Origin of the sequence: Thermomonas sp. (assembly GCF_020850895.1) — a bacterium.
Taxonomy (GTDB): Bacteria; Pseudomonadota; Gammaproteobacteria; order Xanthomonadales; family Xanthomonadaceae; genus Thermomonas.
Genome location: NZ_JADZDS010000042.1, coordinates 1 through 3,279 on the forward strand (window position 1 = coordinate 1; position 3,279 = coordinate 3,279).

2 protein-coding genes and 1 other RNA gene are annotated in these 3,279 nt (G+C 65.3%); all 3 read left to right on the top strand.

Annotated elements, in window-relative coordinates:
- Positions 1-276: 276 nt before the first annotated feature.
- The 3 genes from IT472_RS03870 (at position 277) to ssrA (ending at position 3,279) form a co-directional block, all read left to right on the top strand.
- Complete coding sequence (locus IT472_RS03870; RefSeq protein ID WP_297178666.1) at positions 277-1,797, top strand: wax ester/triacylglycerol synthase family O-acyltransferase; 1,521 nt, start codon at positions 277-279, stop codon at positions 1,795-1,797.
- Positions 1,798-2,050: 253 nt separating this feature from the next.
- Positions 2,051-2,722, top strand: coding sequence for an OmpA family protein (locus IT472_RS03875; RefSeq protein ID WP_343231805.1), 672 nt, complete (start codon positions 2,051-2,053; stop codon positions 2,720-2,722).
- Between the two features lie 203 nt (positions 2,723-2,925).
- Positions 2,926-3,279: a transfer-messenger RNA gene (gene ssrA, locus IT472_RS03880) on the top strand.

The following is a 3,279-nucleotide window of genomic DNA, read 5'->3' on the forward strand; positions in this document are numbered from 1 at the left end:
GATAGACATAGGCCCGTCCAATCCATGGAGGTCCTGAGATCTCGTCATCCCCGCGAGCGCGGGCTGATTTTGATAGACATAGGCCCGTCCAATCCATGGAGGTCCTGAGATCTCGTCATCCCCGCGAACGCGGGGATCCATGGACGTTTCGGCATGGATCGATCTAATCAACGAAATCCGCTTTCAACACGTTCACATCGACAGCAGCCGTTGCCCCCGCGTTGACCTCACGCCCGGTCGATGATTCACTCAGCGTGACCTCCACGGAGACCCGCAATGGCCACCTCGAAACCGCGCCAGCGCCCCACTGCCGGGCCATCGCCGCGCCGTCCCAAGCGCGAGCCGATGTCGAAGGTGGATACCGCCTGGCTGCGGATGGAGCGGCCGACCAACCCGATGATGATCACCGGCGTGCTGATGTTCGCCGAGCCGATGACGGTGGCGCAGCTGCGCAAGGTGATCGAACGGCGCTTCCTTGCCTATGCCCGATTCCGCCAGAAGCCGGTCGAGGGTCCCACCGGGGCGCAGTGGGTGGAGGATGCGAATTTCGACCTCGACTGGCACGTGCGCCTGTCCGGGCTGCCGGGCAAGCCCGGCAAGGCCTCGGAAAAACGCGCACTGGAGCGCTTCGTCAGCCAGCTGGCGTCCAGCCCACTGGACCCCACCAAACCGCTCTGGCAGTTCCATCTGATCGAGCGCTACCAAGGCGGCTCGGCGGTGGTCGCACGCATCCACCATTGCTATGCCGATGGCATCGCCCTGGTGCAGGTGCTGCTCTCACTCACCGACACCAGCCGCGAAGCGTCGACCAATTCCCGCCTCGACAAGACCTGGTTGAAGGAACAGGCCGCGCCGGTGGCGCGTCGGGTGGGCGCGATGGAGCGCTACATGAAGCTCGGCGGCAAGGCGCTGGAGCAGGGCATGGCGATGATGCAGGACCCATCGCTGGCCTCGCTGCTGGCGAAGGAGGGCGGCACGATCGCGATGGAGCTGGTGCAGGCATTGTCCTTGCCGGACGATCCACCGTCGCTGCTGCGTGGCCGGTTGGGCGTGAGCAAACGGGTGGCGTGGGCGCAGCCGCTGCAACTCGACGAAGTGAAGGCGGTCGGGCGAGCCTGCGGCTGCACCGTCAATGACGTGCTGATGGCGGCGGCGTCCGGCGCCTTGCGCAGCTACATGCTCGACCGTGGTGATGCCGTCGATGGCCTGACCCTGCGCGCAACCGTGCCGGTCAACCTGCGGCCGCTGGAGCACGCCAAGAAACTCGGCAACCATTTCGGCTTGGTGTTTCTTGATCTGCCGGTCGGCGAGCCCAACCCGCTGGGTCGGTTGGAGCGTGTTTCTGAGTGCATGTGTAATCTTAAGAATTCACGGCAAGCTATTGTTGCATATGGATTACTTGCTGCGTTAGGCATCGCGCCGCAGCCACTGCAGGAACTGGCGCTGGAAATGTTCAGCCGCAAGGCCAGCGCGGTGGCAACCAATGTGCCCGGCCCGCAACAGCCGCTCTACATGGCCGGCAGCACCCTGCGCGACATCATGTTCTGGGTGCCGCAAACCGGCTCCATCGGGCTGGGCCTGTCGATCCTGAGCTATCGCGGACAAGTCCATTTCGGGCTGATCACCGATGCCCGCCTGATCCCGGACCCGGATGCGGTGGCGCGTCGCTTCGTCGAGGAATTCGACAAGCTGGTGTACCTCGCCATGATGGGTTCGTGGGACCGGCTGCTGGATGCGGATGCGGCGGAAGGGTTGATGGAGGCGAGTGACGCACGCGCCGACACGGCTTCGATCTAGGGCAATGCTGAACACGTCCCTCCTGGACGTGTCAGCACACGCTGCGTCCGGTGCATGCCCGGACGCAGCTCACGCGGATCAATCATTCAATGATCCACCCGCGGCCGACCATCCATGGTCGGCAGGCAACGCCGATTAAATCAGCGTTGCCGTAAGCCGCAGCGCCGCCTCCGGGTGGGCGTCGTCGGTGCCGTTCATGCGTGGGCCAGTCGTGGGCATCTAGGCTGGCCCATTCCCCCCGCCGGAGCCACGCATGCACACCTCCCCGCTCAAGCTCGCCGTCGTCGCCGGTTGCCTCGCGGTCTTCCTTGCCGGCTGTGCCACCTATGACGATCAGGGCAACGAGACCAACCAGCGCACCCGCCGTGGCGCCCTGATCGGTGCGGCGATCGGCACCGCCGCCGGCCTGCTCAGTGGCGACAGCGCGGTCGAGCGGCGCCAGCACGCGATGGTCGGCGCCGGCATCGGTGCGCTGGCTGGTGCGGCCATCGGCAATTACCAGGACCGCCAGGAAGCCGAATTGCGCCGCGAAACCGCCGGCACCGGCATCGACGTGCAGCGCGATGGCGACGTGATCCTGCTGAACCTGCCCGATGGCGTCACCTTCGACTTCAATCGCACCGACATCAAGCCGCAGTTCTACCCCTCGCTCAACACCATTGCGGGCACCATCCGCGACTACAACCAGACCATCGTCGAAGTCAGCGGTCACACCGACAGCATCGGCAGCGATGCGGTCAACCAGCGGATCTCCGAACAACGCGCCAACGCCGTGGCCAGCTATCTGACCGCGCAAGGCGTGCAGCCGCAGCGGTTCGAAGTCATCGGCATGGGCAAGCGCTATCCCATCGCCAGCAACAACACCGAGGCCGGCCGCGCCATGAATCGCCGGGTCGAAATCCGGTTGCTGCCGCTGCGTTCCTGAGCGGCAGCGCGTCTTGGGCGCCCGTGCTGCGCGGCGCGGGATCGCATGGCCGGTCAGGCACGGCGCACCCACGCGCTGGGCAGGACGGAGTCGGGCAGGCGCAGGGCGCATTGCCCACCGTGCCTGAACGCCGGCACAGGCGGCGCATTGCCAAAGCGAGCGGCGCCCCTATACTGCAAGGGTCGGTGAAATCGACGCTTCCCGGGGGTGCATTGGCTTCGACGGGGGTCGCGAAATCGCACGGCGCATGCCGAGGGGGTAGCTTTCCTCGCTAATCCAGCTGCAAAACTCATAGTTGCCAACGACGACAACTACGCTCTGGCCGCCTAAGGCCTAGCCCCGAACCCACTTGTGCCTGTGCTCGTGGATGTAGGGTCATTATCACGGGATAGGTTCCGGCGGCGACCCGCCAACCGGCTCCGAAACTCAGCGGGTGTGGATGACGGCGTGCTTCGCACGGTGTGTTGCCGGCATCCGAGACCAAACACCGCGCTAAGCATGTAGTGCCGGGCATGGAGTGCCTTCGGACGGGGGTTCAATTCCCCCCACCTCCACCA

What these genes read in the sequence shown, in the direction of transcription:
- IT472_RS03870 (WP_297178666.1), top strand. Translation starts at nt 277, where the DNA reads ATGGCCACCTCGAAACCGCGCCAGCGCCCCACTGCCGGGCCATCGCCG.
- IT472_RS03875 (WP_343231805.1), top strand. Translation starts at nt 2,051, where the DNA reads ATGCACACCTCCCCGCTCAAGCTCGCCGTCGTCGCCGGTTGCCTCGCG.